Here is a 21438-nt window from a genome sequence, read left to right on the forward strand (position 1 = left end):
AGAAATCCGCCACAAAAGGACATGTATAAAAGTCGCGAGTTCCATTAGGCCAATAACTTAAGTAAATTATATACTAATGAAAAAGGTAAAATCGGTAATATTCTCGATTGCAGGCACATTGCTTTCCGCAACTGCCTGTTTACTTTGGATGACCAGAAAAAAGAAGGAAACACAAATCGTCTCCGGCACTGATGATGCCAAAGAGGACACAACAGTCTCACCCTCTGCCACATCTGCTCCGGAGTTGTATAGAACAGCCGGGGTTAAAAAGCTTGAACTAAAAAATATTCCCGAATCATTAACTTTCAGTGATTCATCTTATGATTTTACGGGACTGGCCCGGGTGCACCCCAACGAACACGATAAGTATAATGTGGATGTACTTGACAACAACGGTTCATTTCTGGGAAACATCGTTAAAAACCGAAGGCTCAGCCACTCTCTCTCCGAATGGCATGCCGGAGAGGTTTTTGCTTTCGGGAAAATTAACAAGAGCAACAATGAGTCTGCACTATCGGGCATTGTTTATATCTCTGCAGGTCTTAACAGTTCACAAACGGAGGATTTGAAAAACGTATTTGAAAAGCTAAATAAGCGACATCGGATTTTGTCGAAACCCGATATTTCATCTGAAGAGTATTTGCAAATTCTCGACGATCACAAATTCATTTCAAGGGTTCTCTTTCAGCTCGACATTGTAGACGAAATAGATGCTTCACTTTCAAAAAAAATAATTCCGGCACTTTCCAGGCAACTGGAAGATGAACAAAACTACGAAGGTCTGCTTAAACTGGAAAAGCACAGTGACTTAATTGATGAACTAAGCGAACGCTTCGCTGCAGCAACCTACAAAAGAATCAGAAAGGCCAGGGAGAAATTGTCATGATTCCATGCCTAAAAACACATTTGCGCAAATATCACGCTCAACTTTAGTGGTCAACTTCCTGACCACCTTGTTCAGATTAAAAACAACCTTTCCCAGTTCTTCATCGGGAGCCGACTGATAAAGACGGTCGGTAATCCAAAAGAGCGAACGAAGCGCACTTTCAAGAATTGGCCGGGTTTCGCGCACCGATATATCTTTAAATGCCCCAATTCCCTTTTCTTCAGTCAGGGCGTCAAATTCCGCCTGGGCACGAACCAGTTCATCAAACCACTCGGAAGCTCCTAACGTTTCAATAGTTTCCAGATGGTGCTTCTCCAATTCCCTGATTAAAGAGGGCAAACAGGTTGACTGTCGCTGGTAACCATCACTTTTGGTTTGCCAGGCATGCTTTTGCAAAACCTCCAACAATCCGGCAGCCATAAGAGATATCTCTTTCTTTGGGCGGTGACAAGCTGCTTCCACGAGGTGAAAAAAAGCGATATAAGCCTCGTCACGTCTGCTTGCCTGCAGTGTTTTACGCTCCATGACACAACTGATGACGCGACGCTGAAACGTCTCTTCATAACACTTCAGACTTTCACGAACATCCTCTACAAAGGGATAAAGAGTAGATTTATGAACGGGGCAATGATCGAATACCTGCAGCGATATTTTTGCGAGATCGTATAAGTCAAACGACATTAGTTGCGAAAAATTCAATGATTTAAGCATAGAACCAGGGGGTTTAGGATTTGCTATTTCCGAATAAACTTTCTTAAAACTTACGTAAAATAGCTCCCGTTGGTTTCATTCGTACAAAATTTATTTATTAAGGTCGAATGGATCTCGCATGCAAGAACTTATACATGTTCTTTTGTGGCAAACTTTGCCATGCTCGTTTCATTAGTATAAAGTTTATTTTTTAGGGCCTAATGGAACTCATCCAGAGTAATCAGGACTTGTTTCATCAGTATATTAATTTTTGCCGCCAAGGCGAGTGCCACCAATTTTCCTGAAAAGATCGAGCGCATAAACATCGGTCATACCTGAAATAAAATCAATTACTGTTTGGATGCGCTGATGTACCGGGGCTGAGTCGGGAACTCTGTATTGTTCGGGAATGAAAGGCAGCAACAACCCCGAATAGTAATATTGCGGATTAAGCACGGCATGAATGAATTCATCCAGGAGCGTTCCCAATATCTTGAAACCGGCAATTTCGATCTCCACGACAGAGGGATGTTTGTAAATTTTTTCAAATCCGACTTTTGAGCATTCCTTCATTGCGTCGTAAACAGGAGACCCCAGGTGCTCAGTCAGGGCCCCGGTAAAAGTCCCGTTAAGTATTTCATCGTGATGTTCCCTGAATATCCTGGTGCAGGCATCTACCAGCTTCCCGATAACACCGGCACGAAGATAAGCTATTTGTTCATTGGTGTCGGTCACTTCTTTGCTTACTTCTTTTATTCGTTTCAAGTGAGATTTATCCTCCACCGGATCATAAAATGCCATTAACAGGCCCCGGGTTTCTTCCGTGGAAAGAATCCCAAGTTTATGGGCATCTTCGATATCCATTATCTGATAGCAAATGTCGTCTGCTGCCTCCACCAGGTAGACCAAAGGGTGACGTGCAAAAACACCTGCTCTGACTTCTTTTAGCCCCAGCTCCGAAGCAATATTCAAAAACATTTCTTTTTCCGACTGGAAGAAACCATACTTTTTTAAGTCATTGCGTCCGGAGGCATACGGATATTTTACGATGGATGCAACCGTGGTATAAGTAAGGGCAAATCCTCCGCTCCTTCGCCCTTTAAATTTGTGGGTCAGCACCCGCAAGGCGTTGGCATTTCCTTCGAAATCGATAAAATCATTCCAAATTTCGGGTGAGTCCACCATATCCTTCAGGTATTGTCCCTTTCCATATCTAAAATAATCTGAAATGGCCTTTTCGCCCGAATGCCCGAAGGGAGGATTCCCCATGTCATGGGCCAGACAGGCAGCAGCCACCACCGACCCCAGTTCATCGGCAAGGGGGAGCTCCTCACCGTAACCTTCATTCAGGAAACGGGCTATATTACTGCCAAGTGAACGGCCTACACTGGCTACTTCCAAACTGTGAGTCAACCGGTTGTGAACAAAAACACTGCCCGGCAGCGGAAACACCTGGGTTTTGTCCTGCATCCGTCTAAAAGGAGACGAAAAAATGAGACGATCGTAATCCCGCTGAAATTGTGTCCGGTCATGATGCTGAACCCTTGTTGCCTGACCGGTTCGGTTTGTAGAAAGAAGTTTTTTCCAGTTCATCAATACTCCGTTATGCTTTACAGATGTGTGATAATTAATGGTTTGCACAATCAATGACGCAAACCACAACTCTCTCATAATAAAAACTTTGCGTCATTGCGTCTCGGCGTTTAGGTTTTTTTAACTGATTACTGAGTATAGCTTTCAATAGAGAGTGGTGCGATATTGTCTCATCTCGGCAGCAAGTTTTTTCGCTTTTTCCCCTGTCACTTTGTTCAGAAGATGCCAGAAACCGGGACCGTGGTTTTTCTCAACCGTATGGCAAAGTTCGTGCAAAACAACATAGTCGACAAGGTGTTCAGGCAATCTCATCAGATGCAGGTTCAAATTAATATTGTTTACTGAAGAACAACTTCCCCACCTGGATTTCATATTCTTGATAAAAACTTTATTGATTTTAAAATTATTTTGCCGGGCAAAAGTCCTGACTTTTGGGGGTAAAACCATCTTGGCTTCAATTCGCATGGCTTCCTCAATGCCATGTCTGATGGCATTCTGAACCGGTGCATCGGCAACGTTGATATGCTGTGGATAAAGAACCTTCAGTATTCCGGAATTCAATGTCAACCTGATATCATCCCTGGGTGCTTTTTCTATTTTAAGCTGAAAACTTCGTGTTCGGAAGTTGGTCGTTTCATCGAAAATGGTAACAGCGTTTTCATGTTCTTCTATTCGGGCTTTGTTCTCTCGTATCCACGATTTCTTCTCTTCAACAAAAGCAAGTGCTTTCCTGGGCGAGTATCCGGGCGGGAACATCACCATTACACCCTCAAACGGTTTTATCCTGATGGAAAGCCGTTTGCAACGACGATCCGATTTAAAAAGTACAGGACCAATTCCTTCGATATGAATCAATGAAGTTTTTACCGGCATCTTACGGCAAAGTTAAAGAATTCTTTTTATCAGTATAAAATCTGTTCGATATCGAACATGTGTTGTGTCAAAATCAGACAGTTTTAAAATACATGCCTTATTTACAAAAACACCCTAATAATTTTTATATCAATAACTTAACAACTTTGGCAAATCAATTGATGGAACAGCAAATGCAAAACCACATAATAAAACAAAACCAGGTACCATGAGCAATAATAGCATTATTAAAGTTGAAGGCCTGCACAAATCGTACAAAATGGGGAATAATGCCCTTCACGTACTGAAAGGCATTGATCTGGATATTAAGGCCGGCGAAATGGTCAGTATTATGGGTTCTTCCGGGTCAGGAAAATCTACACTACTCAACATTTTGGGAATCCTGGATTCGCACGATCGCGGTAATTATTATCTCGATAATATCAGGATAGAAAAGATGAATGAAACAAAAGCGGCACGGTTTCGGAACAATTATATTGGTTTTATTTTCCAGTCATTCAACCTGATTTCATTCAAAAATGCCATGGAAAATGTGGCACTGCCGCTTTACTACAAGAATATAAGCCGGAAAAAGCGAAATCAGATGGCTCTGGAATATCTCGACCGGCTGGGGCTTAAAGAGTGGGCAAATCATCTCCCGGCAGAACTGTCGGGCGGGCAAAAACAACGTATTGCCATTGCCAGGGCCCTTATCTCTAAACCAAAAGTGATCCTTGCCGATGAACCCACCGGCGCTTTGGACTCGCAGACTTCGTTCGAGGTGATGGACATTCTTCAGGAAGTCAACCAGATGGGCATTACGGTCATTATTGTAACCCACGAGAATGATATTGCCCATAGAACACAACGAATCATTCGTCTGCGCGACGGCATCATCGGCGAAAACAAAACCAATGGTAATTTCCAACCGGTCAATAAAGAAATATTCACAAACAGTTAGTATCAAAATGCTGATGTTGTTCTTGTAACCGCTACAAGAATGGTGCAATAACGGATAATTCGATCTGTTGATCTGGTGCAAAAGAATTTAACGTACAAATACAATCAATACTATGTTTAACTCCCTGCAAGAAATATTTTCGACCCTGAAGCAAAATAAGTTGCGGGCCATCATGACCGGATTCAGTGTGGCTTGGGGAATATTTATGCTGATTCTTCTGCTTGGTTCAGGGAATGGTCTCCAGCACGGTATGGAAAACAATTTCAGGGGAACCGCAAAGAATGCCTTGTGGATATGGAGCCGTCAGACTCAGGTGTCTTATGAAGGACTCCAGGCAGGACGAAGAATACAGTTTACCAATGAAGATTACAATCATCTGGTCAATATGTTCTATGACGATATCTCTAATATCTCAGGGAGGTTTAGGCTTTGGGGAAGCGGAACGGTGACTTACAAGGATCAATACGGAGATTACGATCTTGAAGGGGTACGCCCCGAATTCCAACACATTCAGATTGTTGACATGTTGCAGGGACGCTACCTTAACCAGATGGATATGAACGAACACCGAAAGGTGGCCATATTGTCGCTTCCGGTCAAAAAGGCCTTGTTCAGGGATGAAGACCCAATCGGGAAATATATCCGCATAAGCAAGGTGCCTTTTATGGTTGTCGGTATCTTCGAAAACCCTGAAAGAAGAGACGACGAAAAAATTTATATCCCGGTCAATACAGCACAAAGAGTGTTTAATGGCAGCAACCAGCTGAGTGAACTTGCCATATCGACCAATGCACTAACGGTTGCAGAGAACAAAAGAATTGAAGAAGCTGTGCGCACAACATTGATGAAAAGGCACAGAGTGGCTCCCGACGACAAACAGGCCATAGGTATCTGGAACACGCTGGAGCATTTTAAGCAGGCACAAGGTGTCTTCAGTGGCATTCGCCTGTTTGTCTGGGTTATCGGTATAATGACCATCATCGCCGGAATTGTAGGAGTTAGTAACATTATGATCATTCTGGTAAAAGAGCGAACTAAAGAAATCGGAATTCGCAAAGCGATAGGAGCAACACCATGGTCGGTTATTCGTCTGGTTCTCTCCGAATCGGTATTCATTACATCCGTATCCGGCTTCCTGGGGCTTGTTTTTGGCATGGGGCTTTTATCTGCAGTATCAATGGTTCTGCAGACAGTAGCTGAAAATTCACCCAACGTGGAAAATATTTTCTATAACCCGACAGCCAATGTTTCGGTAGTAGTCTCCGCTCTGGTTGTGCTGATAGTAGCCGGTCTGATAGCAGGTTTTGTTCCCGCCAGAAAAGCAGCGGGAATAAAACCCATTGAAGCCCTGCACGACGAATAATATGTGTTGATGATTGACCTCGTAAAAACTGAGAAACAGAAACTTAAAAACCAAGAACCGTGTTTGACAGAGATCGCTGGCAGGAAATACTTAATGCCATAAAACAAAATAAATTCCGGAGCATACTGACTGCTTTCGGCGTCTTCTGGGCCATCTTTATGCTCGTGGTAATGACCGGCTCCGGGAATGCCCTGGTAAACGGCATCACCCACGGCTTTAAAGACTTTGCCACCAATAGTGCCTTTTTGTGGGCCAACAGAACAACTGTAGCTTACGAAGGATACGACCGCGGCCGTTGGTGGAGCCTGAACAATGCCGATATGGAAGCCATCGTTGATGAAATTCCTGAAATTGATGTGTTGTCTCCCAGATTGCAAGGATGGAATCTCCGTGAAGGTCAAAATGTAGTAAGAGGTGAAAAAGCCGCTGCTTTCAATGTTATGGGCGATTATCCGCAATATCGTAATATTGACCCTTGTACCATGCCTTATGGTCGATACATCAATAAAGAAGACATTGAATTGAAGCGAAAAGTGTGCATCATCGGTGAAAAAGTGTACGAAGTAATGTTCAATGAAGGCGAAGACCCGGTCGGAAAATACCTTCGTGTAAATGGTGTTTATTTTATGGTGGTAGGTGTTTTCAAATCGAACAACCCCAACATTAACATCGGCAGTAATAAGAAAGAAACCATTTATCTGCCATTCACCACCATGCAACAAACATTCAATTATGGTGATGAGGTACACTTTTTCGGGTTTACAGCGAAACCGGGCGTCAATGTCCAATCAATTGTTGACAGGATTAAGCCCATCATTAGAAAACATCACAAAATTTCTCCGGAAGATGACCAGGCGATTGGTGGTTTCAATGTCCAGAGTGAATTGCAAACCATTGAATACACATTTCTGGGCATCAACATCCTTATCTGGGTAGTGGGTATCGGAACCCTCATAGCCGGTGCAGTAGGTGTAAGTAACATTATGCTGGTTATCGTAAGGGAACGAACAAAAGAAATTGGCATTCAAAGGGCCATCGGTGCCCGTCCTGCAATCGTGATAGGCCAGATATTATCAGAATCGGTGTTTCTGACCACCGTTGCCGGATTTTTGGGGCTGGCCATGGGTACTCTGGTTTTGCATCTCACCGATGTGGCACTGGAAGCAGCTCGCGCCCAGGCGCCACCCGATGAACAGTCGTTCTTCATGAACCCCGAAATAGGGCTGCCGATGGCCATTGCTTCTGTAATTATATTGGTGATTGTTGGTTTTCTTGCAGGACTGATTCCGGCAATGAAAGCCGTAAGAATTAAACCGATAGAAGCGCTGCATCATGAATAGCTTGTTGGATTATTTGATGTAAGAAACAGACAGGAGCATGGGGCAGAGAGCATGGAAAAAAGTAAGAATTCTCCTTCCGGTGATCATTACCCCTGGAAGTGGAGAATAATTAGATCAATAAACTTAGACTAAATTTTTACTGATGAAACGAGTTCCGAAAAATCGGGACGAGTTCCATTAGACCGTTAACTTAAGTAAATTATATACTAATGAAAAAGTTTCTCAAAATTTCAATGGTGGTTGTTTTAATAGCCCTTGTTGGCTGGGTATTCTTTTACCTTTACAAACAAACCAAAAAGTCGCCCGTTGTTTTCGAAACCGAGCAACCCGAAGTAACCAATATTATCAAAAAAACGGTTGCTACCGGTTCAATTGTTCCTCGAAAAGAAATTCAAATTAAGCCGCAGGAATCCGGAATTATCAATGAAATCTATGTACAACCGGGTGATGAGGTTAAGGAAGGCGACCTGATCGCAAAAATTCAGATTATTCCCGAAATGATACAGGTCAACGAAGCCGAAACAAGGTTGGAAAAAGCGCGACTTGCTTACGAAAACGCAAAAATTGAATTCGAAAAATCCAAAGAACTGTATCAAAACAAAGTAATCCCGGAGTCACAGTATTTGTCAGATAAACTGACTTTTGAAACATACCGGCAGGACCTGGAATCAGCCGAAAACAACCTGGAACTCATAAAAGAAGGCGTAATAAAGAAAGCAGGTGCTCAAACAAACACTCTGATCCGTTCCACCACAACAGGAATGGTTCTGGATGTACCGGTAGAAGTCGGAAATTCCGTGATCAAAAGTAACACTTTTAACGACGGAACTACCGTAGCCATTGTTGCCGACATGGGCGAAATGGTTTTCGAAGGGATGGTCGATGAAACAGAAGTCGGAAAAATAAAAGAAGGCATGCAATTGTTACTGACCATTGGTGCCCTTGATCAAGAAGAGTTTAAGGCCAATCTTGAATTTATTTCTCCTAAAGGGGTTGAAGAAAACGGAGCAATCCAATTTGAAATAAAGGCGGCTGTAGAACTTCAGGAAGGCAGCTTTATACGTGCCGGATACAGTGCCACTGCAGATATTGTTCTCGACCGTCGTGACAGCGTGCTGGCCATTAAAGAAAAATTGATCACATTTAAAGAGGACTCAACTTTTGTCGAAGTAATGACGGAGCCCCAGGTGTTCGAAAAGCGTCTGATCAAAACAGGTCTGTCCGACGGCATCAATATCGAAGTTAAAGAAGGACTCACTGAGGAAGACAAAATTAAAGTGCCGCAATCCTGATTCGATTAAAAACACCACAAATATATAACAATGAGAAACAAGAAACTGATCATACTGCTCTTTTTGCCACTTTTTTCCTTGGGTGTTTCGGCCCAGGAGACAAAAAAATGGACACTGACAGAGTGTATCGAATATGCTAAAGAGAACAATATCTCAATACAGCAACAGGATTTGAACACGCAATATCAAAACAATAATTATCAGCAGAAAAAACTCGATAAATTTCCCACACTCAATGGCAATGTTGGTTATCAGCTGAGTTTTGGACGAGTTCCCGACGAAACAACGTATGAGTACGTTGATCAGACCACGCAATTTGGTCGTTTTTCTTTCGGAACATCTGTCCCTCTTTTTCAGGGTTTTGCTCTGCGAAACGAAGAAAAACAAAGTGAAGCCAATTGGCGTATGTCCCAAAGTGAACTTGAAGCTGCCAAAAACGATCTGGCTATTAATATTACAGCCTACTACCTCAGGGTATTGTTTGATAAGGAACTCCTCGAGGTAGCCCGCGAACAATACAAGGTTGCAGAGGAACAGGTAAAAAATACCCAAAAGCTGGTCGAAGCCGGACGCGTGGCCGAAGGAAACCTTCTGGAAATTAAATCGCAAGCGGCAAGAGAAGCGATGGAAGTGACCCAGATGGAAAACAACCTGAACCTGTCTTTACTGGACCTTGCTCAGGCCCTGGATATGGAAGACCCGGAAGACTTTGACATAGTGGCTCCGGAGATTCCTGAATTAGAACAACAAAAATTGATAACACCTCCGGAACTATTCAATACTGCCGTTGAAATTATGCCACGTATTGAGGCCTATGAATACAATCTCGAAAGCAGTGAATACGCTCTGAAAGTAGCCAAAGGGAATCTCTATCCTTCGCTTTATTTCGATGCCGGTTGGAGCACCAATGTTTCCAAATCGAAAAATAGTGTTGACTTTGATTTCGGACAACGGTTTCGCGACAATGCCACTCAATATGTGGGATTAACTTTGCGAATTCCGGTCTTTAACAACCTTTCAGCACGAACCGGCGTAAAAAATGCTAAGCTCGGAATCAGAAGTGCTCAACTCGATCTGCAACGGGAAAAGCAAACGCTTCGTAAAGAAATCCAACAGGCTTACGCCGATGCCGAGGCGGCTTTCCAAAAATTTCAATCGGCAAGAACAGCGGTACTGGCTTATGAAGAGTCGCTCAGATACACTGAAAAAAAATATGCTGTTGGACTCGTCAGTCCGGTCGATTACAGTGTAGCACGGGCTGATTACCTGAAAGCACAGTCGGATTTTCTGCAATCGAAATACGAATACGTACTGCGCACAAAGATTCTCGATTTTTACATGGGAGAAGAGCTGGCGTTGGATTAAAATTAAAGTGGAATAGTCAATCACCAGTAGTGGTTAGTCAATTGTGTTAAATAATCTAAGCACAAAGTAAGACATCGCTAACGATTCGGATACTGAAAGATGCAAAGAGTATATTGAAAATGATGCAAATAAAGTCAGGGCTTCTCTTCCAGTGAAGCCCTGACTTATTTTGATTTTCTATAATTTTTTCACTATTGCCCGTTAAATTTGCATGAAAAACCTTGCACCTTAAATGTAACTATGCGATGTAAATAATTTATGGTTCTACCACAAATTTAATGATAACTCACAATTTGTTTATATGTAGTTGAGATATAGTTTAACATAGTTTATATGTTGTGTTTTACTTTTTACAAATTTATAAGCTTTTAAATGAGTCGGTAAAGGATATTTATAAATTATTAAGCAGTTCTTTTCCCTCTCATGAAAAGTATGCTCTTGTACAGCGAATAAAATAGAGCAGCAGTATTAGTTGCATCAATCAAAAAAAGCAATATTTAAACCACATTTACAACTATGTTAAACAGTGTTTTTGTATAATAAATATTTAACCACTAAAATAAGGGTATTACCTAATTTATTATTAATTATTTAAGTGCTATTCAGCAAGCCCTAAATAGTACCTGTCGATAAACACGCAAAAATTTTTACAATATGTGTGTCTTTTCAGAAAGTACCAGTTGCAAGGCTTGCGAAGCCGCCAAAACCGAAGTTTACTTTTCGTAAATAAGGATTTTGGCGGCGAGCGTAACACAGCAAGTGGTACTTTATGGACAGACATTAAATATATAACCTTATGCAAAAACCAGGTCTTATATTAACCTGCATTATTCATAAATTATCTATTACGATGCTCAACTATCGGCAAAACACAAGCGTCCTCATCAAATTTGATTTGAAAATAGTTCACTATTTCCTGCACCAAATTTGTCTGCGGTTGCTTACGTTTTTTGATATTTGAACATCTCATGACGAAAACTTATGAATAAAGCAGGTTAAAAGCTTTGCGTCATAGCGTCTCTGCGTTTAGACTTTCTATAACGGACTAATGATTTTTCGACCGGTTTTATTCAAACGTTACTTCAAAATCCAGATCAAAATCATCGTAAATCAAATTATCGCCAAGATTGTCGAAAAACGAACCCGAACCGTAACGCACATTGTATTTGGCTCTGTCAACAGTGAGTTTACCTTTAAACGTTTCTCCGTCAGCACGGGCTTCAAAACTTACAGGGTTGGTATTACCCTTGATGGTCAATTTCCCGGTGAATTTATAGGTGTTGTCCGCTAATTTTTCACCTTTTTCAATCACAAGGGTTGCATTCGGATATTCATCAACACTGAAGAAATCATCCGATTTCAGGTGACCTACCAGCTTGGCACGAGTGTCGCTATCGTCAATATCGGTATTACTGATGCTGGTCATGTCGGCAACAAACTTCCCGTCAACAAAAGCTTCTCCCGACTTTTCAAGGTATCCCGACAACAATTTTATGTGACCCGTGTGTGAGCCGCCTACTTTTTTACCTGTCCAGACAATTTTACTGTCGGACACCTTCATTTCGCTCTTCTGCCCGTAAATGGCCGGAGTTGTTACCAACAACCCTGCAGCCAATATCAATGTCAAAAATTTTTTCATCGTTGTTCCTTATTTAAATTGGTTTTAGATAAGAAACAACCTTACCAGGAAAATGTTTTGAAAATAAATTTAGCGATGAACATCCGTTATTCTTTTATTGAGTGGCAATCAGCAATGTTGTTTTACTTTGCGAAGAATCCCCGGCACCTATTCGGGGTATAAACAACCTTATATGTCTAATATGGTTTTATTACCCCTATCAGATAACTCCCAATTCTTTCCCGATTTTCGCAAAAGCATCAATCGCTTTATCGAGATGTTCTTTCTCATGGGCAGCAGAGAGTTGGATACGGATTCTGGCCTGCCCTTTGGGTACTACAGGATAATAAAACCCTGTTACATAAATGCCTTCATCCAGAAGTCGGGCAGCAAACTCTTGCGACAATTTAGCATCGTAAAGCATCAGTGCCACAATGGCTGAGTTGGTTGGCTTAATATCAAAGCCGGCGTCCGAAATTTTACGCTTGAAATAGTCGGCATTATCCATCAACTTATCGCGAAGTCCGGTCGATTCGCTAAGCATATCAAATACTTCGGAAGCAGCTCCGACGATGGCCGGTGCCAATGAATTACTGAAAAGGTACGGACGTGACCGCTGCCGAAGCAGTTCAATGATTTCCTTTTTTCCGGTGGTAAAACCCCCCATGGCACCGCCAAGCGCTTTTCCAAGCGTTCCGGTAATGATATCTACCTGGTCCATTACGTTATGATACTCATGAGTGCCGCGTCCTGTTTCTCCGATAAAGCCAGAAGCATGACTGTCGTCGACCATCACCATGGCATCGTAACGTTCGGCCAGATCGCATATTTTATCCAACGGGGCAATATCTCCGTCCATTGAGAATACACCATCAGTAACAATAATACGGAAACGCTGCGCCTGCGATTTCTTAAGCTGAGTTTCCAAATCATCCATGTTCGCATGTTTGTACCGATAACGTGCTGCCTTGCAAAGCCTTACCCCGTCAATAATACTGGCATGGTTCAACTCATCGGAAATTATGGCGTCCTCATCGGTAAACAAAGGCTCAAACACGCCCCCGTTGGCATCGAAACAGGCGGCATACAAAATAGCATCTTCCATACCAAAAAAGCGGGCAATTTTTTCCTCCAGTTCTTTGTGAATATCCTGCGTCCCACATATAAACCGAACCGAAGACATCCCATAACCCCGTGAGTTTAACGCCTTATGGGATGCCTCAATAACCCTCGGGTGTGAGGAAAGTCCCAAATAATTATTTGCACAGAAATTGAGTACTTTCTTTCCGGTAGAGACCTCTATTTCTGCTCCCTGAGGGGTGGTGATAACCCGCTCATTTTTATACAACCCCGATTCACGAATATTGTCCAGTTCTTTTTGCAGATGCGCTTTATATTTACCGTACATAAGCAGTGTTTTTTGATGGTTTCAGACAAAGTTAAATGACAACGGATTATAAAAAAATGATAAAAGATGCATGCGGGAGAAATATTCGTATGTGACAAACCCTGTCATGCTCGTTTCCCTAATTGATCAGTCGCATCACCAGTCTTTTAATCTCTTCCCAGGTGTCATCGTCAAGCTTGGGGCCGATCACTTCAATTACTTTCCCGGCCAGAAGAGAACCTATTTGACCGCATTTTTCCATTGGCAGACCGTGAATCAGTCCGAACAAAAAACCGGCAGCATAAAGGTCACCTGCACCCGTGGTATCCAGACTATTGGCTTTAATCGCTGAAACTTTTATTATCTGATCACCATTTTTTATTAAAGAGCCGCGCTCACCAAGTTTCAGGACAGTATATTGGCAAAACTCTGAGATTTTATGCAGAGCATCTTCCTCAGCCAGCCCGGTAAAGGTTTTTGCTTCTTCTTCATTGGCAAAAAGTATGTCAACATAGTTTTCGACCATCTCGTGAAGGAAATCAAGATTTTCTTCAACCACATTAAAACTGGCCAGATCAAGTGAAACCTGAAGTCCCCGTGACTTCGCCAATTGAAGAGCACGGCGGATCAAAGTCCTGTTTTGTACAAGATACCCCTCGATATGAAGAATGTTGTAGTCATCAAACAAATCATTGCCCACATCGTGATGTTCAAGCTCAACAGCAGCTCCGAGATAGGTGGCAAAGGTACGCTCCGAGTCGGGGCTAATCAATGCAAAAGCACGCCCCGATTCCTGGGTCCCTTCTAAAAGAAATGGTTTAATATTTCTCTTTTCAAGATCGGAGCGAAAAAAATCACCCCATTCATCTCTCCCTATTTTCCCTAAAAAAGCCGTCTGAATGCCCAAACCTGCCAGACCGTGAATGGTATTTGCAGCGGATCCCCCCGAGGCCTGACTCCTTGGAAAATGACGTGTCGCCAGTAAAACACGACCCACATCTTCGCTATTCACTAATTGCATAGAGCCTTTGGGAAACTTCAACTCAGACAGAACAGTATCATCCTGAAGTCTTGTTAAAACATCTACAAGGGCATTGCCCATGCCGATAACCTTACTCATACGCCATTCTTTTCTTTTTGAAGATTCAAAGATGGGAATTTTTATACAACTTCGTACCCGAAAGGCGTTAAGGCAAGACCGGCCAGTTTGAAATGCTGCCTGGCGAAAGGGATACCAATAATAGTGATGGCCAGAAGAAGACCAAAAATGAGATGTGTCGCGGCAATCCAAATCCCGCCAAACAAAATCCAGATAATGTTCATAACGGTATTCAGGCAACCTCCGTTTGAGGGAGAAGGCACTACTCTCTGACTAAAAGGCCAAAGCGCAAGAAGACCGAGTTTAAGCGTCTGAAGACCGAAAGGAATACCTATAATGGTTATCATCAAAAAAATACTCGAAATGAAATACTCAATGGCAGTTATGAGTCCACCGAATATCAGCCAGATAAGATTTCCTAATATGGACATTGTTCCTTATTTTATACAGAATATAAAAGTAATACAAATATTGATACAACACATTGCAATAGGCCTTTAGATTTTTTAGATATTAGATGTTTAGATGTAAGATGAATCCTATAATGCTAAAAATCTGAACCTTAACACAAACACGCATTTATTAATAGCCAACTGATTTTAAGATAAATGGTTACTATACAGGAAAACAAACAACCGTTTTACAACCTACTTTGGAATTTAACGGACAAAAAATTTTAATACCCCTTTTTCATAAAAAATTCCACAAGAAACTTTTTAGAAATCAATAATTTCGTAAGCATCTTCTTGTATATCATTCTTATATTTTATTAAAGTCAGATGGAACTCGTCCCGGATAATCAGGACTTGTTTCAACTCAAAATCCTTAACAAATGAGAAAAAGCTATACAGTGTCGGTTTTCTTATTGCTGGTACAAATACTTTTCGCTTACACCAGCCTCGAGTATCAGGAAAAAGAAAACATCCAAAGCGACAATCCCTGTGCTCCTGCCAGGGAGAATAATTCCCGTGACAAAGAACGATTTAATATCGCGGAAATACCAACTTTCGAAGAGCTACCGGAAAACCCGTATTTGCCCGACCCTTTTGAATTCATGAATGGCTCAAAAGTGACAAACAAAGCCGACTGGCAAAGTCGCCGGGCCGAAATTTCGGCGCTTGCGCAGGAATTCCAGTATGGATGCAAACCGCATATTGACTATGATGCAACCTCGGGTTCTATAAATGGGAAAACCCTCACCGTGACTGTGAACGAAAATGGCAGGTCGATATCATTCGACTGTTCAATAACTTATCCCGGCAAAGGCCAGTCGCCTTATCCGGCACTCATTGTTTATGGCATGTGGCCATCCTCTCTGCAAGACATAGCCCTTGACCTTGGCGTCGCAGTTATTAGTTTCCCCAACGATAATATCGCCGTTCAAAAAAATGCAGAATCAAGAGGAACCGGTAAGTTTTATGATCTGTATGGCAGCAGCCATTCTGCCGGAGCCATTATTGCCTGGTCATGGGGAGTAAGTCGTCTGATTGACGCCATTGAAAAAACACCGGAAGCCAGGATAGATGCCAAGCATCTGGCTGTTACCGGATGCTCAAGGAACGGCAAAGGCGCTTTGGCTGCCGGCGCTTTCGATGAACGCATTGACCTTACAATTCCACAGGAATCCGGCTCCGGTGGAGCAGCAAGTTGGCGGGTCTCTGACTTTCAGGGTTCCTGCGTTCAGAGACTCAGGCAGATAGTTACTGAAAACTGCTGGTTCCGCGAAAATTTCAGCCAATTCAGCACCTCTGTTGATAAAGTTCCGTTTGACCAACATTCCATAATGGCCCTTTGTGCCCCGCGCGGATTACTGATTATCGAGAATACTGCCATGGAATGGCTGGGAAATTTAAGTACGTGGACTGCCGGAAATGCTGCTCATAAAATTTATGAAGCCCTTGGCGTACCGGATAATATGGGGTTTTCACAAACAGGGCATCCCGACCACTGCAGATTGCCAGCTTCTCAGGAGCCGGCAGTAAAAGCATTCATAAGAAAATTCCTCCTTGACGAAGAAAATATTGATACATCTTTTATGGAAACGGATGGTAACCTGACTTTCAACGAAGAAAAATGGATTAACTGGACAGTACCTGTTTTGTAGTTAGTGTCTCTGTCCGAAAAGTGCCATTTACTGTGTTATGCTCGTCCGAAAATTACTCATTTACGATGCGTAAATTCCGTATTTCGGACTTTGCAAGCTTTGTAAATGACACTTTCTGAACAGACACACATACTGTAAAAATTTTTTGCGAGTTTACAGACACGCAATAGTTAAGCTGTTTTTTCAAAAATGTCGATGAATCAGATTGACTTTTTCGGCATTTTTTTAATCAAAATTCAGCATTATCCCCACCGAATAGGGATACAACTCTGGGCCTTTGCCCTCTTTGAACATTGGCTCAGGATAATAGGTGCCGTATACGGAAAAATTGCCGAACCCTGCTTTGGCCATAACTCCATAGCGAAAGGTTGGAAGTCCCATATCATCACGTTTTTTCTTTTTTTGCCGGCCCTCATCGTTATTGTAAACCAATTTTGTATGCGACTGCAATCGCACTCCGCCGACAATCCCTCCCGAAATAAAGAGATTGTTGGAACGGTGTCTTTCAGGGATTTGCAGTTCAGCCATAACCGGAACATTAAGATGAAGCATCATTAATTTGCTTTTAGAAACAGATGTCTCTTCATTTAACTCGGGAAACCAATCCCTGCCGGGCTCCTGAATATCGGCATAAGTCTCTATATTGAACCGGTAGTTATTATATTGAACGCCCAAACCGGTAGTCAGGCCAAACCAACTTCCAAATAAGCGAACACTTTCCTGCCATGGGTAAATAGTCACTTCCACTGATTTCTGCTGGTTTAACTCCATGAACTCGTAGCCGGGAGGGAGCTCTTCTCGTCCTTCAGAATCCAGATATCCATTCATGGCAATTCCAATCCCTGCAAGATGCCCGTTAAAATAATGATGCTTCTTTCTTTCCTTCTCTACCCGTATGCCTTCACCGTCATGCCAGATGTCAATACGGTCCTTTTCTATACGGATACGTGGATGTGTTCCGCTTTTTTCATTATCAGGGTCCCTGACTGTGGAATCAATGTCTGGTCGTATAGCATCACCCATATTCCTGTCTACCTCTCCGATGATATTACCCTGCCTGTCAACGTTGAAATAGTTGCCATCCGTAACCACCAGCGCCGTATCTCCTTCAAAAGGCCAAATCTGGTCATATATAGCAGGTATTACTTCGTTTCCATCCATGTCGACATATCCCATCTTTCCGTCGCGAATGACACGAGCCATACCATCCTCAAAGTCCCATATATGCTGATAAACCACAGGAACTATTATTTCACCGTTTGTGCTGAGATAACCCGTGAGGCCGTCTTTCATCACTTTTATCAGTCCGTCATGCGGTGCCCATACATGCTGATATTCGCAGGGAACAACCATCCTTCCATCAGTATCAGCAAACCCGAATCTACGGTCTTTCATAACTTTCGCGATACCTTCATCAAAATCCCAAATCTGATCGTATTCGGCGGGTAAAATAATGCCTTTCTCCAAATGGAACAGCCCGGTTTTCATATTCAGAAGTACACGAATAAACTTATCTTTAGTGGGCGTCCACACCTGGTCGTAACGGCAGGGTACAATCTCACGTCCCCGGCTGTCAGCCACACCAATCCTTCCGTTATCCATCACCCGGTAAAGTCCGGGTTCCATCTCCCAATATCGGTCATATTTCTGTAAGACCGAATCGACTTTCTGATCCTGGGAAAATACTTCGGATACAAAAGCCATCAAAATCAGAATTGCCGTTGTTACGATTATCTGTCGCATGCTATTTTTTCTTAAAGTGTAATACGCCGGTTAACTGATGCCTAAAACCGAACAAGAGTAACCCCGACTGTCCACGGGTAAACTTCCGGACCCCGATCCTTTTCAAACAGCGGAGTAAGATCACATTTGGCATATAATTTTATCCACTTATAGCCGGTGCGGACCATCGCTCCATATTTAAAAGCATTGAGGTTCAGATCATCTCTGCTCTTTTCCTTTTCACGACCGCCATCGTCGTTATATACAACTTTGGTATGCGAACCCAGTCGAAAACTTCCGTAAACACCAGCCGAAAAGAAGAAGCCACGATCATCACCACCGGTTGGAAGCTGGAACTCAAACAGTAGTGGCACCGTTGCAAAACTGGTCACCAATTTGCTTTTTTCAATGTGCCGTTCTGCCTCAATGTATGAAGTCATCCCTTCATCATCTCTGACAGGCACATATTTCGAGTCAAACCTGTAATTATTAATGGTCCACCCTACTCCGGTAACAAGCCCGATGTTATTCTTTGCCTTCTGTAGCCCGATGTTATACTGAAGAAGATTCATCCCCACAACTACCGATTTGCCGCCATTCAGGTCGAGCCAGGAATCTTCAGCAGGAAGCCCGCTTTCCAATGGCGATGAAAAAAAGTTGGTCAGTCCGAGATCGAAACCCGCCCAGTGTCCTTTAAATGTTTCGCGCGGAATTCTTACAGTCTGAATACGCGTATGATGACCGGGCTTCTCAATGATCAAATACCGTCTGCGTCCGATGGTGATTTTAGTGATGGTATCGTTCATCTCGTCAACCTCCACCCCGCCACCTGGAAATATGACCCTGGTGCGGTGCACATCCTCCTCCACAGTAACAATATTTTTTATTTTTTCTCCTGTTCTGGTAACAATACTGTCGTTGCAGGAATAAACCTCCGGCGGAAGGATAAGGAAAACCGCAAACAGAAAAACCCCGTATTTAATTGTCTTTTTCATCCGTATAAAATTTACTTAAGTTATTGGCATAATGGAACTCGTACCGATTTTTCGAGACTCGTTTCATCTTTCCTTTATTATCAGGTTAATAACCCGGAAATAATCAGGGGCGCTCTCTGATTTGATGGTGGGACGAATCAACAGACGGATTTGTTACAAACGGAAATGACTTATTTTGCCATGCCAGGAAAAAGAGAGGACGTCCGGGATTTTAGTTTCCCCTGACCTTTCTATAGATACGCTTTAACTCCGTAAATTCTTCCTGGTTGATATGACCGGTTACAAACAATGCACCGGCAAAGAAAAGCAACAAAGTAACTTTTAAGAGCAACACGGAGAGAAATGACCAATGAGGCAGATGCATGCCGGTATAAACCAACACACCCCAAATTACAAGGAGCGCGAAATTAGAAGGAAGTGAAAAACGGAAAGGTTCGGTCTTCCTGACTTCAATAAAAAACCATGCAACAGCAAAGAACTGCGCAATAAGAGTAGAAACAGAAGCTCCCATCTTGCCAATGGAAGGAACCAAAATAAAATTCCCGACAAGATTTATGATAGCGCTCAGTATCAATATTAATGAAATGCGACGGGTACGTTTGTGTTTGTTCAGCGGTAAAGTAAAAATCTGACGCATCCCTGAAAAAATCATTCCTGTCATTAATACCGGTACTATGACTACAGAAGTCTGGAAAAACGCACTCCCCATCGATACAACATAGATAATCTCCGGGGAAAACAAGACAATTCCAAGCCCGCCAAATGAAATAACCACCATGAAATAACGAACTATTTTTTCGTAAAAACGTCTGCTGTCCGGTTCGTTCATGGTTTTGAAATAATAATTGGTATACCCGGTGATGAACGACGCTACAATAACCATTTGTACCAGGTTGGATACCTTAAATGCCATGCCGTATCCGGCTACTTCACCAAGGTTCTGATACTGATTGATTATGTGCCGGTCGCTAAGTGTTAAAACCGTGGTAAGAATATTACTCACGGCGAGCGGAAGACCATAATGAAGCATCTCTTTTAGAACAGGCCTGTTAAATCCTAAAACACTATTTCTTATCATCAAAGGAATGAACATCAGAAAAGTAACCGAATGAGCAACCAGCTGACCCAGATAAATCCCCTCCAAACCCATCTTTTTTACCTCCAGGAAATAAAAGGTGGCTCCTATCAGCAGAACAACATTCAAAAATACCCACCATGTCTGCGCAACGGCCTTTTGTTCTATCTTTAGCAAATAATGCGGCATATCAAACATTAACCGAAAAAAAGAGGCCGAAATAAAAGAAAGAATGATGGTTGGCGACAAATCATAATGAAAAACCTCATCTGAAAACCTGAAAATCACAAACCCAACAACAAGGACAGTCAGCAAAGTGGTTATAAAATTGAATGAATATGTCGTAAAAAAGAGTTTTTTCTTTTCCCTGTCGCCATCCATATCATGATACCACCGCATGAAACCACCTTTAACACCCCAACCCGATAAAATAAGGATAAACTGAAAGATGGTTTCGAACAAGGTAACCACACCGTATTCCGATTCATCAATATATCGAAGATAAAGCGGTATTAGGATAACACCGCTCAACTTGACAATGATGTTGCCAATACCATAAATAATTCCTTGCCTGAAAATAAACCGGGTCTGGCTTTGCATGGCTTAAGATATTTTCAGCAAAAATAGCAGGAAACTACAGATAAAACAGGATATGATACGTTTTATTTGCTGAAAATGCTTTTCAAAAATAGTTCGTTAAAAAAAGCTAAACGAAGAGACGCAATGATGCAAAGCTTTTATTATAAAAGATTTGTGACTTGTGTCATCAATGAGTGTGGTACAAAAAGACATATTTTTGTCAGAATCAAGGCGTTTTAAATTTTAGTACAGGAATTAACCTGCTGTTAATAAGGATGCAAAAATTTAAAACAACAAAGAGTTTGGCAACAAAGATGCTTTTTAGACCGCACTCATCAATTGTTTACACAATTAATGACCAGACATCTGTAAAAGTTTAACGGCGTTTTGTTTCAAAATATTGTCGTTATCTTTATGCTTTCAATTTTTACCCTGCTTTATTCATAAGTTTTTGTCATGAGATGTTCAAATATCAAAAAACGCAAGCAACCGCAGACAAATTTGATGCAGGAAATAA

At 42.1% G+C, this 21438-nt stretch carries 17 protein-coding genes; 7 read left to right on the forward strand and 10 right to left on the reverse strand.

Going from position 1 to position 21438, the window contains the following annotated elements:
- The first annotated feature begins 76 nt into the window (after positions 1 to 76).
- Entirely contained in the window at positions 77 to 886 is an 810-nt protein-coding gene (locus OQ5_RS0110965) for a hypothetical protein (RefSeq protein ID WP_016777539.1), read from the forward strand.
- Here the strand turns inward: OQ5_RS0110965 and OQ5_RS0110970 are convergent.
- The 3 genes from OQ5_RS0110970 to OQ5_RS0110980 all read right to left on the reverse strand — a co-directional run bounded on the left by OQ5_RS0110970 (position 881) and on the right by OQ5_RS0110980 (position 4042).
- A complete protein-coding gene (locus OQ5_RS0110970; protein ID WP_016777540.1) occupies positions 881 to 1597 on the reverse strand; it encodes a DUF6261 family protein in 717 nt (238 codons plus the stop codon). The two genes, OQ5_RS0110965 and OQ5_RS0110970, sit on opposite strands and share 6 nt — an antisense overlap.
- Positions 1598 to 1840: 243 nt before the next feature.
- The gene (gene dgt / locus OQ5_RS0110975; protein ID WP_016777541.1) at positions 1841 to 3247 is read right to left on the reverse strand and encodes a dGTP triphosphohydrolase; all 1407 of its coding nucleotides are present in this window, start codon (positions 3245 to 3247) and stop codon (positions 1841 to 1843) included.
- Positions 3248 to 3313: 66 nt separating this feature from the next.
- Positions 3314 to 4042 (reverse strand): M48 family metallopeptidase, encoded by a 729-nt coding sequence (locus tag OQ5_RS0110980; RefSeq protein WP_016777542.1) that lies wholly within the window; start codon positions 4040 to 4042, stop codon positions 3314 to 3316.
- A gap of 208 nt (positions 4043 to 4250) precedes the next feature.
- Between OQ5_RS0110980 and OQ5_RS0110990 the strand changes: the two genes are divergently transcribed.
- From OQ5_RS0110990 to OQ5_RS0111010, 5 genes are all read left to right on the forward strand, one after another.
- A complete protein-coding gene (locus OQ5_RS0110990; protein WP_016777544.1) occupies positions 4251 to 4982 on the forward strand; it encodes an ABC transporter ATP-binding protein in 732 nt (243 codons plus the stop codon).
- A 172-nt stretch (positions 4983 to 5154) separates the two neighbouring features.
- Positions 5155 to 6345: an ABC transporter permease gene (locus OQ5_RS0110995; protein WP_255297501.1), complete on the forward strand. Its 1191-nt coding sequence runs from the start codon at positions 5155 to 5157 to the stop codon at positions 6343 to 6345.
- 59 nt (positions 6346 to 6404) lie between these two features.
- Complete coding sequence (locus OQ5_RS0111000) at positions 6405 to 7685, forward strand: ABC transporter permease (RefSeq protein ID WP_016777546.1); 1281 nt, start codon at positions 6405 to 6407, stop codon at positions 7683 to 7685.
- Positions 7686 to 7894: 209 nt separating this feature from the next.
- Positions 7895 to 8977 carry an efflux RND transporter periplasmic adaptor subunit gene (locus OQ5_RS0111005; RefSeq protein ID WP_026055245.1) on the forward strand — a complete coding sequence of 361 codons (1083 nt, stop codon included), beginning with the start codon at positions 7895 to 7897 and terminating at the stop codon, positions 8975 to 8977.
- Between the two features lie 30 nt (positions 8978 to 9007).
- Positions 9008 to 10342 carry a TolC family protein gene (locus tag OQ5_RS0111010; protein ID WP_016777548.1) on the forward strand — a complete coding sequence of 445 codons (1335 nt, stop codon included), beginning with the start codon at positions 9008 to 9010 and terminating at the stop codon, positions 10340 to 10342.
- A 1066-nt stretch (positions 10343 to 11408) separates the two neighbouring features.
- Here OQ5_RS0111010 and OQ5_RS0111015 read toward each other — a convergent pair.
- The 4 genes from OQ5_RS0111015 to OQ5_RS0111030 all read right to left on the reverse strand — a co-directional run bounded on the left by OQ5_RS0111015 (position 11409) and on the right by OQ5_RS0111030 (position 14877).
- Positions 11409 to 11981, reverse strand: coding sequence for a YceI family protein (locus tag OQ5_RS0111015; protein WP_016777549.1), 573 nt, complete (start codon positions 11979 to 11981; stop codon positions 11409 to 11411).
- Between the two features lie 199 nt (positions 11982 to 12180).
- On the reverse strand, positions 12181 to 13368 hold the full coding sequence (kbl, locus tag OQ5_RS0111020; protein ID WP_016777550.1) for a glycine C-acetyltransferase: 1188 nt from the start codon (positions 13366 to 13368) through the stop codon (positions 12181 to 12183).
- A gap of 118 nt (positions 13369 to 13486) precedes the next feature.
- Positions 13487 to 14467: an adenosine kinase gene (locus tag OQ5_RS0111025; RefSeq protein WP_016777551.1), complete on the reverse strand. Its 981-nt coding sequence runs from the start codon at positions 14465 to 14467 to the stop codon at positions 13487 to 13489.
- 41 nt (positions 14468 to 14508) lie between these two features.
- Positions 14509 to 14877 (reverse strand): YccF domain-containing protein, encoded by a 369-nt coding sequence (locus tag OQ5_RS0111030; RefSeq protein ID WP_016777552.1) that lies wholly within the window; start codon positions 14875 to 14877, stop codon positions 14509 to 14511.
- A gap of 401 nt (positions 14878 to 15278) precedes the next feature.
- Here OQ5_RS0111030 and OQ5_RS0111035 point away from each other — a divergent pair, with 401 nt between their 5' ends.
- The gene (locus OQ5_RS0111035; RefSeq protein WP_016777553.1) at positions 15279 to 16550 is read left to right on the forward strand and encodes a glucuronyl esterase domain-containing protein; all 1272 of its coding nucleotides are present in this window, start codon (positions 15279 to 15281) and stop codon (positions 16548 to 16550) included.
- Between the two features lie 225 nt (positions 16551 to 16775).
- On the opposite strand, the gene OQ5_RS0111040 is transcribed toward OQ5_RS0111035, so the two are convergent.
- The 3 genes from OQ5_RS0111040 to OQ5_RS0111050 form a co-directional block, all read right to left on the reverse strand.
- Entirely contained in the window at positions 16776 to 18293 is a 1518-nt protein-coding gene (locus OQ5_RS0111040; protein ID WP_016777554.1) for a WG repeat-containing protein, read from the reverse strand.
- Positions 18294 to 18334: 41 nt separating this feature from the next.
- Positions 18335 to 19267 (reverse strand): outer membrane beta-barrel protein, encoded by a 933-nt coding sequence (locus OQ5_RS0111045; RefSeq protein WP_016777555.1) that lies wholly within the window; start codon positions 19265 to 19267, stop codon positions 18335 to 18337.
- Positions 19268 to 19478: 211 nt separating this feature from the next.
- Positions 19479 to 20942: a lipopolysaccharide biosynthesis protein gene (locus OQ5_RS0111050; RefSeq protein WP_016777556.1), complete on the reverse strand. Its 1464-nt coding sequence runs from the start codon at positions 20940 to 20942 to the stop codon at positions 19479 to 19481.
- Positions 20943 to 21438: the final 496 nt, after the last annotated feature.

Origin of the sequence: Anaerophaga thermohalophila str. Valhall (assembly GCF_000250735.1) — a bacterium.
GTDB lineage: Bacteria > Bacteroidota > Bacteroidia > Bacteroidales > Marinilabiliaceae > Anaerophaga > Anaerophaga thermohalophila_A.

What these genes read in the sequence shown, in the direction of transcription:
- OQ5_RS0110965 (WP_016777539.1), top strand. Translation starts at nt 77, where the DNA reads ATGAAAAAGGTAAAATCGGTAATATTCTCGATTGCAGGCACATTGCTT.
- OQ5_RS0110970 (WP_016777540.1), bottom strand. Translation starts at nt 1,597, where the DNA reads ATGCTTAAATCATTGAATTTTTCGCAACTAATGTCGTTTGACTTATAC.
- dgt (WP_016777541.1), bottom strand. Translation starts at nt 3,247, where the DNA reads ATGAGAGAGTTGTGGTTTGCGTCATTGATTGTGCAAACCATTAATTAT.
- OQ5_RS0110980 (WP_016777542.1), bottom strand. Translation starts at nt 4,042, where the DNA reads ATGCCGGTAAAAACTTCATTGATTCATATCGAAGGAATTGGTCCTGTA.
- OQ5_RS0110990 (WP_016777544.1), top strand. Translation starts at nt 4,251, where the DNA reads ATGAGCAATAATAGCATTATTAAAGTTGAAGGCCTGCACAAATCGTAC.
- OQ5_RS0110995 (WP_255297501.1), top strand. Translation starts at nt 5,155, where the DNA reads ATGACCGGATTCAGTGTGGCTTGGGGAATATTTATGCTGATTCTTCTG.
- OQ5_RS0111005 (WP_026055245.1), top strand. Translation starts at nt 7,895, where the DNA reads ATGAAAAAGTTTCTCAAAATTTCAATGGTGGTTGTTTTAATAGCCCTT.
- OQ5_RS0111010 (WP_016777548.1), top strand. Translation starts at nt 9,008, where the DNA reads ATGAGAAACAAGAAACTGATCATACTGCTCTTTTTGCCACTTTTTTCC.
- OQ5_RS0111015 (WP_016777549.1), bottom strand. Translation starts at nt 11,981, where the DNA reads ATGAAAAAATTTTTGACATTGATATTGGCTGCAGGGTTGTTGGTAACA.
- kbl (WP_016777550.1), bottom strand. Translation starts at nt 13,368, where the DNA reads ATGTACGGTAAATATAAAGCGCATCTGCAAAAAGAACTGGACAATATT.
- OQ5_RS0111025 (WP_016777551.1), bottom strand. Translation starts at nt 14,467, where the DNA reads ATGAGTAAGGTTATCGGCATGGGCAATGCCCTTGTAGATGTTTTAACA.
- OQ5_RS0111030 (WP_016777552.1), bottom strand. Translation starts at nt 14,877, where the DNA reads ATGTCCATATTAGGAAATCTTATCTGGCTGATATTCGGTGGACTCATA.
- OQ5_RS0111035 (WP_016777553.1), top strand. Translation starts at nt 15,279, where the DNA reads ATGAGAAAAAGCTATACAGTGTCGGTTTTCTTATTGCTGGTACAAATA.
- OQ5_RS0111040 (WP_016777554.1), bottom strand. Translation starts at nt 18,293, where the DNA reads ATGCGACAGATAATCGTAACAACGGCAATTCTGATTTTGATGGCTTTT.
- OQ5_RS0111045 (WP_016777555.1), bottom strand. Translation starts at nt 19,267, where the DNA reads ATGAAAAAGACAATTAAATACGGGGTTTTTCTGTTTGCGGTTTTCCTT.
- OQ5_RS0111050 (WP_016777556.1), bottom strand. Translation starts at nt 20,942, where the DNA reads ATGCAAAGCCAGACCCGGTTTATTTTCAGGCAAGGAATTATTTATGGT.